This window comes from Paenibacillus polysaccharolyticus (assembly GCF_023714295.1).
Lineage (GTDB): Bacteria > Bacillota > Bacilli > Paenibacillales > Paenibacillaceae > Paenibacillus > Paenibacillus polysaccharolyticus_A.
This window is the reverse complement of record NZ_JAMAUN010000003.1, coordinates 364156-380937: the sequence shown is the minus strand read 5'-3', so window position 1 is coordinate 380937 and position 16782 is coordinate 364156. Positions and strand designations below refer to the sequence as shown.

18 protein-coding genes are annotated in these 16782 nt (G+C 46.9%); 17 read left to right on the top strand and 1 reads right to left on the bottom strand.

The window, feature by feature from the left end:
- Positions 1-27 precede the first annotated feature (27 nt).
- The 4 genes from M3629_RS12440 (at position 28) to crcB (M3629_RS12425) (ending at position 3037) form a co-directional block, all read left to right on the top strand.
- A complete protein-coding gene (locus tag M3629_RS12440) occupies positions 28-879 on the top strand; it encodes a LysR family transcriptional regulator (protein ID WP_251506621.1) in 852 nt (283 codons plus the stop codon).
- A gap of 90 nt (positions 880-969) precedes the next feature.
- On the top strand, positions 970-2280 hold the full coding sequence (locus tag M3629_RS12435) for a replication-associated recombination protein A (RefSeq protein ID WP_251506525.1): 1311 nt from the start codon (positions 970-972) through the stop codon (positions 2278-2280).
- Positions 2280-2678 carry a fluoride efflux transporter CrcB gene (gene crcB, locus M3629_RS12430; RefSeq protein WP_251506521.1) on the top strand — a complete coding sequence of 133 codons (399 nt, stop codon included), beginning with the start codon at positions 2280-2282 and terminating at the stop codon, positions 2676-2678. The genes M3629_RS12435 and crcB (M3629_RS12430) overlap by 1 nt, the downstream gene beginning before the upstream one ends.
- Entirely contained in the window at positions 2678-3037 is a 360-nt protein-coding gene (gene crcB, locus M3629_RS12425) for a fluoride efflux transporter CrcB (protein ID WP_251506519.1), read from the top strand. Before crcB (M3629_RS12430) ends, crcB (M3629_RS12425) begins: the two co-directional genes overlap by 1 nt.
- 132 nt (positions 3038-3169) lie before the next feature.
- On the opposite strand, the gene mnmA is transcribed toward crcB (M3629_RS12425), so the two are convergent.
- On the bottom strand, positions 3170-4294 hold the full coding sequence (gene mnmA, locus M3629_RS12420; RefSeq protein ID WP_251506516.1) for a tRNA 2-thiouridine(34) synthase MnmA: 1125 nt from the start codon (positions 4292-4294) through the stop codon (positions 3170-3172).
- A 234-nt stretch (positions 4295-4528) separates the two neighbouring features.
- Here mnmA and cymR point away from each other — a divergent pair, with 234 nt between their 5' ends.
- From cymR to M3629_RS12355, 13 genes are all read left to right on the top strand, one after another.
- On the top strand, positions 4529-4948 hold the full coding sequence (cymR, locus tag M3629_RS12415; protein ID WP_123066318.1) for a cysteine metabolism transcriptional regulator CymR: 420 nt from the start codon (positions 4529-4531) through the stop codon (positions 4946-4948).
- A 138-nt stretch (positions 4949-5086) separates the two neighbouring features.
- The gene (locus M3629_RS12410; protein WP_251506513.1) at positions 5087-6238 is read left to right on the top strand and encodes a cysteine desulfurase family protein; all 1152 of its coding nucleotides are present in this window, start codon (positions 5087-5089) and stop codon (positions 6236-6238) included.
- A 164-nt stretch (positions 6239-6402) separates the two neighbouring features.
- Positions 6403-6924: a PRC-barrel domain-containing protein gene (locus M3629_RS12405; RefSeq protein WP_251506510.1), complete on the top strand. Its 522-nt coding sequence runs from the start codon at positions 6403-6405 to the stop codon at positions 6922-6924.
- A gap of 10 nt (positions 6925-6934) precedes the next feature.
- Positions 6935-7144 carry a hypothetical protein gene (locus tag M3629_RS12400; protein WP_251506507.1) on the top strand — a complete coding sequence of 70 codons (210 nt, stop codon included), beginning with the start codon at positions 6935-6937 and terminating at the stop codon, positions 7142-7144.
- A gap of 340 nt (positions 7145-7484) precedes the next feature.
- Entirely contained in the window at positions 7485-8552 is a 1068-nt protein-coding gene (locus tag M3629_RS12395) for an AI-2E family transporter (RefSeq protein WP_090915541.1), read from the top strand.
- Positions 8553-9057: 505 nt separating this feature from the next.
- On the top strand, positions 9058-11679 hold the full coding sequence (gene alaS, locus M3629_RS12390; RefSeq protein ID WP_251506503.1) for an alanine--tRNA ligase: 2622 nt from the start codon (positions 9058-9060) through the stop codon (positions 11677-11679).
- 129 nt (positions 11680-11808) lie between these two features.
- Positions 11809-12069, top strand: a complete 261-nt coding sequence (locus tag M3629_RS12385; protein WP_251506498.1) for an IreB family regulatory phosphoprotein — start codon at positions 11809-11811, stop codon at positions 12067-12069.
- A gap of 123 nt (positions 12070-12192) precedes the next feature.
- Positions 12193-12609 (top strand): Holliday junction resolvase RuvX, encoded by a 417-nt coding sequence (gene ruvX, locus M3629_RS12380; RefSeq protein WP_251506618.1) that lies wholly within the window; start codon positions 12193-12195, stop codon positions 12607-12609.
- 12 nt (positions 12610-12621) lie between these two features.
- Complete coding sequence (locus M3629_RS12375; protein ID WP_090915532.1) at positions 12622-12921, top strand: DUF1292 domain-containing protein; 300 nt, start codon at positions 12622-12624, stop codon at positions 12919-12921.
- Positions 12922-13236 (top strand): DUF1292 domain-containing protein, encoded by a 315-nt coding sequence (locus tag M3629_RS12370; protein ID WP_090915530.1) that lies wholly within the window; start codon positions 12922-12924, stop codon positions 13234-13236.
- Between the two features lie 75 nt (positions 13237-13311).
- Entirely contained in the window at positions 13312-14352 is a 1041-nt protein-coding gene (mltG, locus tag M3629_RS12365) for an endolytic transglycosylase MltG (RefSeq protein ID WP_285888663.1), read from the top strand.
- Between the two features lie 14 nt (positions 14353-14366).
- Complete coding sequence (locus tag M3629_RS12360; protein WP_251506494.1) at positions 14367-15296, top strand: peptidase U32 family protein; 930 nt, start codon at positions 14367-14369, stop codon at positions 15294-15296.
- A gap of 17 nt (positions 15297-15313) precedes the next feature.
- A complete protein-coding gene (locus M3629_RS12355) occupies positions 15314-16642 on the top strand; it encodes a peptidase U32 family protein (protein WP_154983385.1) in 1329 nt (442 codons plus the stop codon).
- The last annotated feature ends 140 nt before the right edge of the window (positions 16643-16782 follow it).

Here is a 16782-nt window from a genome sequence, read left to right as displayed (position 1 = left end):
TTTGAATGATGTCAGAGCGGAGGCATGATGGAGAGCGGGGATCTTCGAATATTTCAATGTGTTGCACAGGAAGGAAATCTGACCAGAGCTGCAGCCAAGCTGGGGTACGTTCAATCCAACGTTACGGCACGCATCAGGCACTTGGAAGCGGAGGTAGGCACAACATTATTTATCCGTCACAATCGGGGAATGACGTTATCTCCAGGGGGACAAACGCTACTAACTTACGCAGATAAAATTATTGGTCTGTTGAACGATGCATCCAAAGCGCTTCAGGCTACCAATACACCGTCTGGCCCATTGCAAATTGGCTCCATACAAACAGCCGCGGCGGTAAGGTTGCCACGTCTTCTTGCAACATATTACAGCCAGTACCCGGAAGTTTCACTAGCGCTGGCTACAGGTCATTCACAAATGCTTATTGACCAGGTTATCGGGTATGAATTGGAAGGCGCATTTATTGGTTGTTCTTGCGATCATCCTGATATTAAATCCGTGGATGTATTTGATGAAGAACTTTTTGTGATATCGTCTCCAAGTCTGTCAGAGGAGGAACTAATCCGAAAGCCGATATTGGTTTACAGTATGGGGTGCTCTTACCGTAAAATTTTGGAGGACTGGATGCTTCTGAGTGGTGTTCACAGGCCTGTTATTATGGAATTTGGGACGCTCGAGGCGATTATCAGTGGCGTAGCCTCTGGAATGGGCATCTCTCTATTACCTGAAATCGTCATTCGCCAGCAGATCAAAAGTGGTTTGCTGCGTAAATATGCTCTTCCGGTTGGCATGAACCGTATGATGACAAGATTTATTATTCGTAAGGATGCGTTTGTCAGCAGTGCGCTTGGGGCATTTATGGCTATGCTTCCGCAGGAATGATATGATAGCGATTGGAGATTCATTTCAACATTTTGATTCACGTTATAACTGAGTATCAGATTGGCAATCCGTTAAGGAAGTGATAACCACATGGATTTATTTTCGTTTCAACAGGATACACAACCACAAGCCAGACTATTGGCAGACCGCATGCGGCCTGAGCATCTGGATGAGTATATAGGGCAGGAACATATTATTGGGCCAGGAAAGCTGCTGCGCCGAGCCATTGAAGCTGATCAGATTTCATCTATCCTGTTGTACGGGCCACCGGGATGTGGCAAGACAACGCTTGCCCACATTATCTCGCAGCATACCCAAGGGCAATTCGTGCGGCTGAACGCGGTGGATGCCTCAGTCAAGGATGTGCGCGAAGTCATTGAGCAGGCCCAGACGAATAAGCAACTGTATGGAACCAAGACCATTCTCTTCCTCGACGAGGTACATCGTTTTAACAGTTCGCGTCAAGATGCGTTGCTGCCAGCAGTGGAGAAGGGCACCATTATTTTTATCGGGGCTACAACAGAGAATCCGTTTCATTATGTAAACGGGGCCTTAATGAGTCGTTCCACCCTTTTTCAACTGGAATCTTTAAATAAGGAACATTCCCTGATTGCGATGCGCAGAGCGTTAAGCGATGCAGATAAAGGTCTTGGTTTTATGGAACTGAAAGCCGATGATGAAGCGCTGGCGCACATTGCTACGATGGCGAATGGCGATATTCGCCGTGCCCTGAATGCGTTGGAGCTTGCCGCGCTCACTACACCGCCTGAGCAGGATGGAACGGTTCATATTACGCTGGCTGTTGCGGAAGAGTCGATCCGCCGTCCCATTGTCAAGGCAGACGAGTCCACGCAGTATGACGTATTGTCCGCTTTTCACAAAAGCATTCGTGGTTCGAGTGATGCGGCACTGTTCTGGTTTCTGTATGCGGTGGAGAAGTTGGGCATGGACCCCATGACGTTCATCCGGCGCCTGATTGCGGCAAGTAGTGAGGATATTGGACTGGCGAATCCACAGGCAATGACTCAAGCAATAGGAGCGCTTGATGCGTACCGAAATAACGGCTGGCCGGAGGCGAAGCTGAATATTGCGCAAGCTATTTTGTTTGCGGTGGAAAGTCCGAAATCCAACGCGGTATATACCGCCATATCCAAAGCGATGAGCGCCATTGATGAGGTGAAGTCGGCTGAAGTGCCGCTGCATTTGAGGGATACCCATTACTCGGGTGCCGCGAAGCTGGGACATGAAGGATATCAGTATCCTCATAACTATCCGGGACATTATGTGAAACAGGAGTATCTGCCCAAACAGCTTTCTCGAAGGGTATTTTATGAGGCAACAGAGCAGGGGAATGAGTCGAAGATCAGGTTGAATCAACAGCGACGCAGGGAGCTGTATTGATGAGAGAGCTAGCATATATCGGAGCCGGCGGATTTCTGGGCACATTAACCAGGTACACGATTCAACTGATGCTTCCCTCGGCCAATACAGGTTTTCCATGGGCAGTGCTGTTGATCAATGCGATCGGCAGCCTGTTTTTGGGTTGGTTTTTAACTATAACTATTCCGGGAAAAATAACTCCTCAGCTCCGCCTTGCCATCGGCACAGGTTTTACGGGAGCCTTCACCACTTTTTCCACGTTTACACTGGATATCGTTCGTTTATCGGAGGGCGGAGAGTGGTTGAAAGCAGCGGCTTATCTCCTTTTGAGTGTGTTGGTAGGGCTACTGCTCTGCGCTCTTGGTATCAAGCTGGGCAAGCGAATGCTAAGTGTCCCCTCCAGAGAGGGTGATGCCTAATGATGATCTGGATTGGACTAGCAGGTGTGTTTGGCGCACTACTCCGTTATAGTCTAGGAAAGGTTGTCTCAGGTAGAGTGGGAATCGCCTTTCCCTGGGGAACGTGGGTAATTAATATCAGCGGTTCTATTATTTTGGGAATGTTGTACGGCGGGCATCAAGCAGGAAGTTTGCCAGACGCAATGTGGGTAGTATGGGGAACTGGCTTCTGCGGAGCGTACACCACGTTCTCTACCTTTGGGTATGAAACATTAACATTGATGGGACAGCAACAACAAGCTCGAGCAATTCTTTACGTGGCGAGTTCAGTCGTGGTGGGTGTGTTAGGTTGTCTGGCAGGAGTCTGGCTTACTGCATAACTAAATTATTTTAAATTTTTTGCAAAAAAAAGCAGGAAAAAAGCCGTCCTTCATGGTATTACATGAAAGACGGCTTTTTTTGTAGGAATACATGGAATTGGCTTCACCGCTCTCAAGTGAAGGTAAGTCCTGTCATTGCATCGCGGGTACAGGGACCTTCTGTACCTGATCAATCGTACCACCGCCCAGGCAAACCTCTCCGTCGTAGAAAACAACGGCTTGTCCTGGCGTGATCGCTTTTTGCTGTTGATCAAACTGTACATCCACGCTACCGTCTTCTTTCCAGGTCAACGTAACGCCTTGATCCGGTTGACGATAACGGAACTTAGCTGTGCAGCGGAAAGGCACATTCGGTGTGTGCTCTGCGCCTGCAATCCAGTTTACACCTGTAGCTGTCAGACCTGTAGAGTATAAGCTGGCATGAGTATCGCCTTGCACCACGAGCAATTGATTCTTCTCCAGATTTTTATCCGCGACAAACCAAGGCTCACCGTTGCCGGAACCGCCAATGCCAAGTCCTTGGCGTTGACCCAGGGTGTAGTACATCAGACCGTCGTGACGGCCTTTGACTTCACCCGTTACGATATCAACCATGTCTCCGCCTTTGGCTGGCAAATAGTTGCTCAGGAACTCCTTAAAGTTGCGCTCGCCGATAAAGCATACGCCTGTGCTGTCTTTTTTCTTAGCCGTGTACAGACCGGCAGCTTCAGCAATTTTGCGCACTTCCGGTTTAGGCAGGTGACCAATCGGGAACATGGCTTTGGAGAGTTGCTTTTGATTAAGAGCATTCAGGAAGTAAGTCTGATCTTTGTTGTTGTCCACACCGCGCAACAATTTGAACGTGCCGTCCTCTTCAATGAGACGCGCATAGTGGCCTGTCGCTACATAATCTGCGCCGAGATCCAGCGCTTTGTTCAGGAACTCACCGAATTTGATCTCACGATTACACATGACATCCGGATTCGGCGTACGACCCGACTTATATTCATCAAGGAAATAGGTAAATACTTTATCAAAGTATTCTTTCTCGAAGTTGACAGTGTAGTACGGAATGCCGATCTGTTCGCATACCCGGCGCACATCCTCTGAATCTTCTTCAGCGGTGCAATGGCCGAACTCGTCCGTATCATCCCAATTTTTCATGAAAATGCCGATGACATCGTAACCTTGCTCTTTCAGAAGCAATGCGGTAACCGATGAATCCACACCTCCGGACATGCCAACGACGACCCGTGTATTTTCATTAGCTTTGGACATCGTTATCACCATTTCTATATATAAATGTGTTTCGTTACTATTCTAGCATAACCCGAACGAACTTACGATACACCCGGCCAATTTTGGATAGTGTCCACTCCAGGCGCACATTTTGCAATATCGTCAATCTTTCTTTTCCATAACGTATGCAGATATGTTAACATTACTTGAAGGTTATGATCGGAATACGGAGGATTAGATGTATTTTTTTGAAAATTGAAAGAGGTGACTCCTTTGAAAATATCGACAAAAGGCCGTTACGGCCTCACAATCATGATGGAGCTGGCCGCAAGAACCGGCGAAGGTCCAACATCCTTGAAGAGTATTGCTGAGCGCAACCAGCTCTCTGAACATTATCTGGAGCAACTGATTGCACCGTTGCGTAATGCTGGTCTTGTTAAGAGTATCCGCGGTGCATATGGCGGTTATATTCTAGCAGGTGATCCTGCAACCATGACCGCAGGGGATGTTATTCGTGTACTGGAAGGACCGATCTCGCCAGTGGACTTTACGGAAGAAGATGACCCGGCCAAACGTGATTTGTGGCTGCGCATCCGTGATAGCATTGCCAATGTATTGGATTCAACAACGTTGAAAGATCTGATTACGTTCGAGGATCAGGAGAAGAAAGATTCGTACATGTTCTACATTTAGGTTGATCATCTAGACAACACACTAAAGCCCCCAAATAAATGGGGGCTTTAGCCGTGCCAACAGAGATAAAAGCATTAGAGAGCCAGACCAAGAAGTGCAATGACATCATAAATTCCAACAACTAACGGGGTGACAACGATGAATCGTATATATTTAGATCACGCCGCATCGACGCCTATGCATCCGCGCGTCGCAGAAGCGATGATGAACGTGATGACAGGGCAATATGGTAATCCATCCAGCATTCATGCCTTTGGACGTGAAGCCAAACGCACGGTCAGTGGAGCAAGAGACAGGATCGCGGCATCTTTGGGATGTAAACCGGACGAGCTTGTATTTACAGGTGGCGGGACGGAGAGCGACAATCTGGCGATTTTTGGTGCTGTTGCTGCCAGAGCAGATCAAGGCAAACATGTGATTACGACGGAGATTGAACATCATGCTGTATTGCATTCATGCCAAGAACTTGAACGGCAGGGATACGATGTAACCTATCTGCCTGTGGACGAGTCTGGACGCATTAAGCTGGAAGAACTGCGTGAAGCCATCAGGCCTGACACCGTGCTGATTACAATGATGTATGCCAACAACGAAATAGGCACGATGCAGCCGATTCGTGAGGTTGGTGAACTTGCGCGTCGGCATGATATTTTATTTCATACCGATGCGGTTCAAGCATTGGGTAGCCAACCCATTTCCTGTAGTGACTTGCCTGTAGATCTGATTAGCTTCTCTGCGCACAAGATTAACGGACCGCAGGGTGTAGGTGCGCTGTATGTTAGACGCGGTGTAACATTGGAAGCCAGATCACATGGTGGATTACAGGAACGACAACGTCGTGCAGGTACAGAGAACATTGCGGGGATTGCGGGTTTTGCAGAGGCGCTAAAGATCATTACCGAGAATGCAGAGGAGCACCTGCAGCATGCACTGGAATTAAAAAAAATATTGCTTGATCAGCTTGCCATTCATGTAGGGACAGAACATTTTCATGTCAACGGACATCATGATTATACGCTTCCCAATATTCTCAATATCAGCTTTCCCGAGGTGTCTACTGAAACGATGCTGATGAACCTGGATATGGAGGGTATCGCCGTAGCAAGTGGTTCAGCTTGTACTTCTGGTTCCTTGGAAGTATCCCACGTACTCAAAGCGATGAACTTGCCAGAAGCAGTTTTGAAGTCTGCGATTCGATTCAGCTGGGGTTTGGGTAATACTACAAAAGAAATCATCACAACCGCCGAAAAAATTGGAACCATTCTTCAACGGCTACGTAATAAACCTTAAGGGGTTCTTTACATATGGAACAGAAGGAGGGGAGAAGTTCCATTTTCATCGGTTGAATAGAAGCGGTTTGATGATCGGCGTCTGATTGCCACTCATCAACTTTGGGCATACCTAGCAATAGCGCCGCGCCTATACAATGTGAAGAAGATGAGGGGGACCCAGCGATGAAGCTTCAGGAAATGATCGGGCTTGCTGTTTTTGATGTTGAGGACGGGAAGCAGGTCGGTAAAATCCAGGATTTCATTGTGAATGATGATTGGGAGATTGAAGGCATTGAACTTGAGAATAAGGGCCTGTTTACCAATCATGTCAAAATGGTGCAATGGAAAGATATCGTTGCCTATGGCGAAGATGCCGTCATGATCCGTAATCAACAGGCTGTCCGCAAGACGGGGGCCGACGACATAAAATACACGTACCTCCTTGGTCGTTCTAAATTGAAGGAGATGTCCGTGCTCACCGAAGAAGGTTTGCTGCTCGGACGTGTCTCTGATGTTTATTTTGACCAGGAGTTGGGAAATACAATAATAGGGATTGAAATTACGGACGGTTTTGTGTCCGATCTGATCGAGGGCCGTAAATGGCTGCCATGTACAAGTGATATGTCTATCGGAGAAAGTGCCATTATGGTACCGCCACTGAGTGAACAGCGCTTGGAAAATGCCATTCATTCTGTTAATGGATAGGTGAATGAATATGAAATGTCCAAATTGTAGTTCGAAAGATATCGGGAAAATTGGCTCCCATCAGTTTTATTGCTGGGGATGCTTTATTGAGTTAACGGTAAACGGTGAGAAAATGTCTGTGTATCAAGTGGAAGAGGACGGTACGCTGAGCTCTCTGGATGATTTGTTCTTCGGAGAAGAGTTGCCACAAGAATTCCCACATATTCACGCTTCTTCTTAATACGCGGTTTAACTTCCTCTATATGCGGTTTCATGACAATGCATGTCATTTAATGATGTCGCAATCTGGCGACAGATGGATATAGATGTAGTTACATAGTGGTCAGGAAGCATATGGTTGATTATATGAGTCAATGATTCATAAAATTCGCTTTCCTCTTTTTTTAGAGGAGGGCGTTTTTTTATGCAATGCCGAATACAGAACATATTTTAATTCTCCTACCTCTTTTCATTGCCACATTTGCACGGAGTTAATAAAAGTTCCCTCTCCTACATATACTGACTTTCAGAGCCAGTCCATATACTGAACTGTAGAGGCCAGTCCAAAGGGGAGAATCGAAATGGAGCAACTAACCAAAAATAAAATGTTTCGTTACGCGATCTGGCTCTTGCTCGGATTGATCATTTTATATTTTATCTGGCTGTTACGGCCGTTATTATTACATATCTATGGATTCTTGAAAACGGTACTAGCCCCGTTCATCGTTGCCCTCATTATATCTTATGTGCTTAATCCGATAGTGAGCATGCTTGGCGGACGCAAAGTCCCTCGTTCCATTGCGGTTCTTTTAATCTATGCTTTTTTTCTGACTTGTATCGGAGTCATCTTAATGAATGTTATTCCTGTCTTGATTGAACAGCTGGAAGAGTTAAATGAACACATGCCGGAATTGTCCATGCGGGCGCAAAACCTGATGAACAATATGGATCACAAATTAATGCCGCCAAGCATACGCACAGGCATGAACAGTTGGTTTTTCCAGATGGAAGACCGACTTACGCAGGGGATTACCGTGCTAATGGATAATATCGGAGCAACGATTAATGTGCTGTTTAACGTATTTATTGTGCCGTTTCTGATTTTTTATATGTTAAAAGATTTTGATGTGTTCGAACGCACAGTAGTGGCTTATCTGCCTCGTTCTCGCCGTAAAGCCATTGTTTCCGTGATGAAAGAGATCGACACCGCACTCGGCAATTATATCCGGGGACAATTTATCGTCTGTGTTATTGTGGGGATTTTTGCCTATATCGGATATATTGTGATCGATATGCCCTATGCTTTGCTTCTGGCAAGTATCGTGGCTGTATTCAACATTGTGCCTTATCTGGGTCCTTTTCTGGGGGCGGCACCTGCGGTGGTGATGGCTTCAACAGTTTCTTTCAAAATGGTATTGCTGGTCATCGCGGTGAACACACTTTGCCAGGTGCTGGAGAGCAATGTAGTTTCCCCGCAGGTGGTGGGACGAACGCTACACTTGCATCCACTCTCCATTATTTTTGCGCTTCTGGTTGGTGGAGAGCTAGCGGGTATAGTCGGTTTGATTTTGGCAGTACCGGTCTTTGCTGTTTTGAAGGTGATTGTGCAGCATTTTTTCGCCTATTACATCAAACGCAGAACCGAGTGAACAAGCAGGGCAAGAGAGGCAGGAGCCATCTGGAATCGCCTCAGAAGGCGCGTTGACACTCGCTCACTCTATCGATATAATGAGGATGTATGTTTGCTAAATTAAAATCGATGATGAAATGAAGTATGCCGAGGGTTCCTTTCCTCAGAGAATAGACTTCTTTGAATTCAGACATGCTCTGGGTTCGCTGGCTGGGAGAGTCTTGAAAGTTGAAGCGGCAGAAAGCTAATTTCGGAGTGCAGGATAACCCTGCCGGGCGCGACCGTTACTCGCATGAACGAGGCGATTGTTCGTTTATCCTTTCAATGATGGGTGATGAACCCTTTCAATAAGGGGAGATGAACAATAACCAGGGTGGTACCGCGATAACATCGTCCCTGATCATTCAGGGGCGTTTTTTGTGTTTATTTTTACAGATGCGTTACCAAAAAAATGTACAAAACAATCTGTTAACCAACCGGGGCGATCTCGCTGCGGAACTTATAATTTGATGGGGGCAATCAGTATGAAAGCTAGTGAAATCCGATCCAAATGGATCCAGTTTTTTGCAAGTAAAGGTCACAAAATTGAACCGAGTGCGTCGCTCGTGCCGCACAACGACCCTTCCCTGCTGTGGATTAATGCGGGTATGGCACCGCTGAAACCTTATTTTGATGGACGGGAGAAGCCGGAGAACCCGCGTCTCGCAAACTCGCAAAAATGTATCCGTACCAACGATATTGAGAATGTCGGCAAAACGCGTCGTCACCATACGTTCTTTGAAATGCTTGGTAACTTCTCCATCGGTGATTACTTCAAAGAAGAAACGATTACTTGGGCTTGGGAGTTCCTAACGAGCAAAGAGTGGATCGGATTTGATCCGGATCGCCTGTCCGTTACCGTATATCCTGAAGATGAAGAAGCCTTCAAGCTGTGGAATGAAAAAATTGGTCTGCCAGCTGAACGTATCATTAAGCTAGACGAAAACTTCTGGGATATCGGCGAAGGCCCATGTGGACCTTGTACCGAAATCTTCTATGACCGCGGGGAAGCTTACGGTAACGATGTGAACGATCCTGAAATGTATCCAGGTGGGGAGAACGAGCGTTATCTGGAAGTGTGGAACCTTGTATTCTCGCAATTTAACCATAACAAAGACGGCAGCTATACACCGCTTCCGAACAAAAATATTGATACAGGCGCGGGGCTGGAGCGTTTTGCTTCCATTCTGCAAAATGTAGATTCCAACTTTGACACGGACCTGTTCCAACCGATGATTCAGAAAACGGCTGCACTTGCAGGCGTAAAATATAACGACAGCGTTGAGATTGATGTTGCGCTCAAAGTCATTGCCGATCATATCCGTACGGTGGCATTCGCTGTAGGTGATGGCGTACTTCCAAGCAATGAAGGCCGTGGATACGTTATTCGTCGTTTGCTGCGCCGTGCCGTTCGTTACGGTAAAGTATTGGGTCTGGATCGTCCGTTCCTGTATGAGCTGACAACGACTGTTGGTGAAGTGATGGGCATGTACTATCCGGAAGTGGTAGAGAAGCAAGAATTTATTGCCAAAGTGATCAAAACCGAGGAAGAACGTTTCCACGAAACGTTGTCAGACGGGCTTGCCATTCTGGCAGATATTAGCGCTACAGCCAAATCCGAAGGACGCACAGTGATTAGCGGACCGGAGGCCTTCAAACTATACGATACGTATGGATTCCCGTTTGACTTGACTGAGGATTATGCGTCTGAACATGGTCTGACTGTAGATCGTGAAGGCTTCGATGCATCCATGCAAGAGCAACGTGATCGTGCGCGTGCAGGGCGTCAAGAGAACGAAAGTATGAAGATTCAAGGGGGACCGCTGGCTGACCTGGAGGTTAAAAGCGAGTTTGTTGGATATACTGACCTGTTGACGGAAGCAAAAGTGGTAGCGATTGTTACAGGAGAGGCTCTTGCAGATTCTGTAGGAGAAGGACAGACTGCTCAAGTTATTCTGGATCAAACTCCATTTTATGCAGAAAGCGGCGGTCAAGTCAGTGACCAAGGCTTGCTTCGCAGTTCTGGTGCTGTAGCAACTGTTCAAGGATTGTTCAAGGCTCCGCAAGGACAGCATGTGCATGTGGTGACGATTAAGTCTGGTGAGCTTCGCGTGGGCGATGTCATTCAAGCAGAAGTGGATGAAACCAAACGCGGCGATATCATTAAAAACCATACGGCAACACACTTGCTGCACAAAGCATTGAAAGATGTGCTGGGTACGCATGTTAATCAGGCTGGTTCCTTGGTGGAACCGCAGCGTCTGCGTTTTGACTTCTCTCACTTCGGCAGTATTACGCCGGAAGAGTTGACAGAGATTGAACGTCAAGTTAACGAGCAGATATGGAATCGTCTGAACGTAAACATTGAGCTGAAAGGCATCGATGAAGCGAAGGAAATGGGAGCTATGGCTCTTTTCGGCGAAAAATATGGAGATATCGTGCGCGTCGTTCAAATTGGAAATTACAGTTTGGAACTTTGTGGCGGCTGTCACGTAAATAATACTTCAGAGATTGGAATTTTCAAACTTGTCAGCGAAAGCGGAATCGGATCGGGCGTACGCCGGATTGAGGCTGTTACTGGGCGCGGTGCATATCTGTATGTAGAAAGCCAGCTGGACTTGCTCAAACAGTCCGCAGCCCTTCTTAAAGCGAATGTATCGGATGTGCCGAAGCGGATCGAAGGTCTGAATCAGCAACTGAAAGAAGTCGCGCGAGAGACTGAGTCGCTGCAAAGCAAACTCAGTGCGATGGAAGCGGGCCAGTTGACGGATCAGGTGGTACAAGCAGGTAATACCCAATTGCTGGCCGCTCGTGTAGATGCACCGAATATGGATGCGCTGCGTACCGTTGCGGATGAGCTGAAAGTGAAACTGCCGGATGCCGTGCTCGTACTCGGCGCGCCAGCTGACGGTAAAGTGAATTTTGTAGTCGCAGTACCTGCTGAACAGGTGAAACAAGGTCTGCACGCCGGTAAGATTGTGAAGGAAGTTGCTGCGGTATGCGGCGGCGGCGGCGGCGGACGACCGGATATGGCTCAGGCGGGAGGCAAGGACGCAAGTAAGCTGGATGAAGCATTGAAATTGGCGATTTCCATCGTCAGCCAGTAAAGGACAAGCAAAAAACACAATTGCCTTATCCTTTGTGTACTTGTGGCAGTCAGAATATGTTATTATATAAACAGAAATCAATTCGGCAGGACATGGTCCCCATGTTCATGCAGGAGCGAGGTGCCATCAATGGACTCCATGGATAAGACGGTTAAATTTAATGTGAAAGGTGACGAACATGAAGCATCTTCACAAGAGATTCTTCTCACGGTATATGACGCGCTGGTCGATAAAGAGTATAATCCCATTAACCAGATCGTCGGATATTTGATATCCGGCGACCCCGCGTATATTCCGCGTCACAACAACGCACGCAGTCTGGTCCGGAAAAAGGAGCGCGACGAGCTGATTGAAGAGCTTGTTCGTTCTTATCTGGCCAATCACCGGTAATATACGCCACTTCCGTTTGTCTGCAGCCGTGCAGGCAAATGGGCAATGAACCGACAGAAGACAGACTGGTGTCTAAAAGGCGATTGAGTATCGTTCCGAACGGGCCCAGGATGGGAGAGCATGATGAAAAAATTAGGTTTGGACTATGGGGACCGCAGAATCGGAGTTGCTGTCAGTGACGCCTTCGGTTGGACTGCCCAGGGATTGGAAGTGCTTGAACGCCGCCGGGATGAAGGTGAGTTCACACGAATTGCTGAGTTAGTGCGAGAGCATGAGGTCAGCGAAATTGTGGTTGGGCTTCCCAAAAACATGAACGGCACCGTAGGGCCACGTGGTGAACTATGCATTGCGTTTGCTGAACGCCTGCGGGGCGAACTGAATTTACCTGTTCACCTTTGGGATGAACGGCTGACAACGATGGCAGCAGAACGTACGCTGATCGAAGCGGATGTCAGCCGCAAAAAACGCAAACAGGTCGTGGACAAAATGGCCGCTAGCCTGATTTTGCAAAATTATTTGGATGCCAATAGTACAAGGTGAGGGGGATCAACAATGGCTGAAGATCAACTGGGTATGGAAGAAGAAGCTGAGATCATTTACATTGCAGATGATGAGGGTAACGAAGAGGAATTCGAAGTCATCATGAAATTCGAAGTGGACGGTTCGGAGGCCAAGTATATGATGGTTGCTCCGGTTGAACCTGAAGATGGCGAGACGGATGTGTATGCATTCCGTTATGAAGAAGATGGCGATGATATCAAACTTTTTGTGATCCAAGATGATGCCGAGTGGGATATCGTCGAGGAGACCTTTAATACATTTCTTGCTGAAGATGAAGAGGAAGCGAACTAAATGACGGAATATAATCGCAAAGACCTGAAATGGACAGATTCGCTGCGTCTGGCATTCGGTGCTCATGTGGAGCTCGAGGAAGAGAACGGTAAATCACATCCGTATGAACTGCTCGCTGAATTTGAGGTACATGGGCAGCAGTACGCGGTGCTCCGCAGTTCATTGCGTCCGTATGACGAGGTTGAACTGCTGAGGGTTGTACCTGGCAGTGAGGACCAGATCATGCCGGAGTTAGTTACGATTGATGACGACGATGAGTGGGAGAGCATCTCGGAGCTATATGATGAGTGTACACTCCCGATTGACGAGGATTAATCAGCTTCAAATCGAAAAAACCGGAAGGGCGGAGAAGTCCGCTCTTTTTGGTTGTGTAAAGGAGTTGTGTCTCTGTTGAAAGGCAAGGTCATAGGGATATTGCTACTCGTACTGCTCGTTCTGGCTGGAGGAGCTGGCGGGTATGTATGGAACATGATGCGTCCGGTGCAGGCTTCTTCCGAGCCAGTTGTATTTGAAATCAAGAGCGGCTCGGGTATATCCACAATTGCGGATCAGCTGCAACAGGAAGGACTTATTCGAAACAGTCTCGTGTTCAAAGGTTATTTAAAATGGAAGAAGCTAGGCAGTAATTTTATGGCGGGGAAATATGCCATGAATCCAGGCGTGACATACGATGAGATTATTCATAAACTGAGTAGCGGCGAGGTTGTACCCGAAGAAATGGTGAAGTTTACGATTCCAGAAGGCTACACCGTCTTGCAGATGGCAGACAAGCTTTCAGCTGAGGGTATTGTCGATAAAAAGGACTTCCTTAAGCTGGCCAATGAATCTTCAGCCTTCGATGTGGATATCATCAAGGGTATCCCCCTGGATGAAGAACTTCGCTACGCATTGGAAGGTTATCTTTTTCCTGAAACCTACGAAATGAAAAAAGGCAGCAACACTCATGATGTGATGCAGCGAATGCTGGAAGAGTTTCAGACGAAAGTGAATTCCATTCCAGATTTGCAAGCGAAACTTGATGAAAAGAAACTTTCGTTGCATGAACTGCTGACGATTGCATCGCTGGTGGAACGGGAAGTTGTCGTAGATCAGGAACGTGCACTGGTAGCAGGGGTAATCTACAATCGAATTAATAAAGATATGAAGCTGGAGATTGATGCAACTGTACAATATCTGCTCGACAAACCGAAGGAACGATTGTTTTTCAAAGACTTGAAGGTAGAGAGTCCGTACAATACGTACTTGAACAAAGGTCTGCCACCAGGTCCCATTGCCAGTCCAAGTTTAGCGTCCATTAAGGCAGCGTTAAATCCAGAAGCTTCGGAATATCTGTTCTATGTAACGAAAAAAGATGGAACTTCAGGGCATCTGTTTGCCAAGACATACAAGGAACATCAGCAAAATATAGCCAAAAGTAAGGCTGCGCAATAAGCGGAGGGGATTAGATGAGTACAAAACATGAACTGCTCGTGACAGTAGCAAATGTAACAGAAGCAGAAGCATTGCTTCGAGCGGGAGCGGACGCTTTATTAATCGGAGATGATCGCTTTGGCATGCGTCTGCCAGGTAACTTTAGCCTGGAAGAAACTGCAGAAGTGGTGGCTATGGCTACCAAACACGAAGCTCGGGTTATTGTTTCTATGAACAACCTGATGTCGAATGAATTATTAAAAGAATTGCCTGACTATGTGCAAGCGTTAGGCCGAATTGGCGTGCACGCGGTCGAGTTCAATGATCCATCTGTACTGGCTGCGATCAAGGAACATGCACCGCATATTCATTTGCATTGGAACGCAGAGATGACGTCTACAAACTATGCAACGGCCAACTACTGGGGAACCAAGGGGGCCAGCCGCGTTGTTCTTGCCCGTGAGTTGAACATGGATGAAATCACGGAGATGGTTCCATTTTTAAAAGTGGAGGCGCAGGTGCAGGTTCATGGCATGACCAATATTTATCACTCGAAGCGCAGTCTGGTTCAGAGTTACATGGCTCATCAAGGACGTCCAGTGGACGGGCATCTTGGTAAGGAGCGCGGATTGTTCTTGATTGAAGCCGAGCGACGAGATGAGAAGTTTCCGATTTATGAGGACATCAATGGAACGCATATTATGAGTTCAGAGGACATCTGCATTCTGGAAGATCTTCATCTGATGATGGAAGCAGGTGTGCACAGTTTCAAGGTAGAGGGGATTTTGAAATCTCTTGCTTACAATGAAGCGGTTGTTCGTGCTTATCGTAAAGCGATAGATCTTTATGAGGCAGACGCAGATGCTTATGCATACGACGAAGAATGGCTACGTAAGGTCCGTGAGCTACAGGACCCTGAGCGGGAATTGTCATTTGGATTTTTCTATAAAGAACAAGTGTATTAATAGACGAGGTGAACAAGATGGAAACAGTGGCGGTCAAACGGAAGTTTTCCGGTAAACGTAACCGTCTGGATAAACCGGAGCTCTTGGCTCCGGCGGGAAATCTGGAAAAATTAAAATTTGCGATTCACTATGGGGCTGACGCCGTATATATCGGTGGACAGGCTTATGGACTTCGATCCAACGCAGATAACTTCAGTTTTGAAGAAATGCGTGAAGGAGTAGAATTTGCGAAAAAGTATGGAGCTAAAGTATTCGTAGCAACGAATATCTATGCCCATAACGAAGATGTGGCAGGCATTGAAGCATACTTGCAGAACCTGTATGATGCAGGTATCTCCGCAGTTATCGTTGCCGATCCGGCCATCATTGAAGTAGCTTTGCGTGCAGTACCGGGTCTGGAAGTGCATCTTAGCACACAACAGTCCACATTGAACTGGCAAGCGGTGAAGTTCTGGAAGGACGAAGGACTGCCACGGGTTGTGCTTGGCCGTGAGACAAGCTTTGAAGAGATTGAAGAGATCAAGGCGAATGTGGATATCGAGATCGAGGCTTTCATTCACGGAGCGATGTGTTCTTCCTATTCGGGCCGTTGTGTATTGTCCAATCACTTTACAGACCGTGACTCCAACCGTGGAGGATGCTGTCAGTCTTGCCGCTGGAAGTATGATCTGTTCGAGGATGCGAGAGAAGATGCGGTCTGGGTAAGCGAAGAGGAGATGCAGATGCAGGCTCCTGCTCCGTTTAAACTGGGAGATAATCAGTTGCCTCTGTTCCAGGAACAGGATAATTCCTTCTCCATGGGCTCGAAGGATTTGTGCATGATCGGTCATATCCCGGAATTAATTGATGTGGGTGTGGACAGCTTCAAAATCGAAGGACGGATGAAATCCATTCACTATGTAGCTACGGTCGTCAACGTATACCGTCAGGCGATTGACGCTTACATGGCTGATCCTGAAAATTATGTGTTGAAACCGGAGTGGGTGGAAGAAATGAATAAAGCGGCGAATCGTCCGCTGAATACCGGTTTCTTCTATGACACCCCTGATCATGAAGATCATATCTATGAGCCGGAAGAGAAAGCAGTACCTTACGACTTTGCTGGTCTGGTTATGGGCTATGATGAAGAAACGGGCATGGCGACTATTCAGCAGCGGAATCACTTTAAGCCGGGAAATGAAATCGAGTTCTTCGGTCCCAACGGTACTTTTTTCAAACAAGTGGTAGGAGAAATTCAGGATGAACAAGGCAATGTTCTGGATGCTGCCAGACATCCGTTGCAACTGGTGAAAATGAAAGTAGATCAGCCAGTTTCTTATTTTGATATGATGCGGAAAAAGAAGTAGGCTTATATTCCTAGTTTGCTACAAAATAATGTTAATGAATCACAAATTTGTGTTATAAAGTGCAGAATTGGACCTCCGTATATCGGTATATGGGGGTCTTTTTTTTATAGAAAAATAGGAAAAAAGTTGTAATATATTTC

Bases quoted from the DNA above. Each gene is read 5' to 3' on its own strand.
- M3629_RS12405 (WP_251506510.1), top strand. From the start codon at position 6,403: ATGAAGCTTCAGGAAATGATCGGGCTTGCTGTTTTTGATGTTGAGGAC.
- ruvX (WP_251506618.1), top strand. From the start codon at position 12,193: ATGAAAAAATTAGGTTTGGACTATGGGGACCGCAGAATCGGAGTTGCT.
- M3629_RS12385 (WP_251506498.1), top strand. From the start codon at position 11,809: ATGGACTCCATGGATAAGACGGTTAAATTTAATGTGAAAGGTGACGAA.
- M3629_RS12400 (WP_251506507.1), top strand. From the start codon at position 6,935: ATGAAATGTCCAAATTGTAGTTCGAAAGATATCGGGAAAATTGGCTCC.
- M3629_RS12440 (WP_251506621.1), top strand. From the start codon at position 28: ATGGAGAGCGGGGATCTTCGAATATTTCAATGTGTTGCACAGGAAGGA.
- alaS (WP_251506503.1), top strand. From the start codon at position 9,058: ATGAAAGCTAGTGAAATCCGATCCAAATGGATCCAGTTTTTTGCAAGT.
- crcB (WP_251506519.1), top strand. From the start codon at position 2,678: ATGATGATCTGGATTGGACTAGCAGGTGTGTTTGGCGCACTACTCCGT.
- M3629_RS12355 (WP_154983385.1), top strand. From the start codon at position 15,314: ATGGAAACAGTGGCGGTCAAACGGAAGTTTTCCGGTAAACGTAACCGT.
- M3629_RS12375 (WP_090915532.1), top strand. From the start codon at position 12,622: ATGGCTGAAGATCAACTGGGTATGGAAGAAGAAGCTGAGATCATTTAC.
- M3629_RS12435 (WP_251506525.1), top strand. From the start codon at position 970: ATGGATTTATTTTCGTTTCAACAGGATACACAACCACAAGCCAGACTA.
- M3629_RS12395 (WP_090915541.1), top strand. From the start codon at position 7,485: ATGGAGCAACTAACCAAAAATAAAATGTTTCGTTACGCGATCTGGCTC.
- M3629_RS12360 (WP_251506494.1), top strand. From the start codon at position 14,367: ATGAGTACAAAACATGAACTGCTCGTGACAGTAGCAAATGTAACAGAA.
- M3629_RS12410 (WP_251506513.1), top strand. From the start codon at position 5,087: ATGAATCGTATATATTTAGATCACGCCGCATCGACGCCTATGCATCCG.
- M3629_RS12370 (WP_090915530.1), top strand. From the start codon at position 12,922: ATGACGGAATATAATCGCAAAGACCTGAAATGGACAGATTCGCTGCGT.
- mnmA (WP_251506516.1), bottom strand. From the start codon at position 4,294: ATGTCCAAAGCTAATGAAAATACACGGGTCGTCGTTGGCATGTCCGGA.
- crcB (WP_251506521.1), top strand. From the start codon at position 2,280: ATGAGAGAGCTAGCATATATCGGAGCCGGCGGATTTCTGGGCACATTA.